A 263-nucleotide genomic window follows, 5' to 3' on the forward strand; every position below is an offset into this window, starting at 1 on the left:
GTTGCATGAAGATGGGCGATGGGGTCGAGCAGGCCATTCACAGCGTTGCGATGCTTTCCGGCCTTTCCGAGGGCGGCGTGCTGTCGGCGGCCGCGCTGGCGGAATTCCACGGCGTTTCGACGAGCTACCTGCTGAAGCATCTGCAGGCGCTGTCGGGCGCCGGCATCCTCGATACCGTACCGGGGCCGAAGGGCGGATATCGGCTGGCAAAAGCGCCGAAGGAGATTTCGCTGCTCGACATCGTGCTCGCGGTCGAAGGGCCG

General features: G+C 65.4%; 1 protein-coding gene. It reads left to right on the top strand.

Annotated elements, in window-relative coordinates; genetic code table 11:
• Positions 1-5: 5 nt before the first annotated feature.
• Positions 6-263, top strand: a 258-nt coding sequence (locus tag EOD29_RS32585; protein ID WP_164763983.1) for an Rrf2 family transcriptional regulator, incomplete at its 3' end; no start/stop codon positions are given.

The organism is Mesorhizobium sp. M1A.T.Ca.IN.004.03.1.1 (assembly GCF_003997555.1).
Lineage (GTDB): Bacteria > Pseudomonadota > Alphaproteobacteria > Rhizobiales > Rhizobiaceae > Mesorhizobium.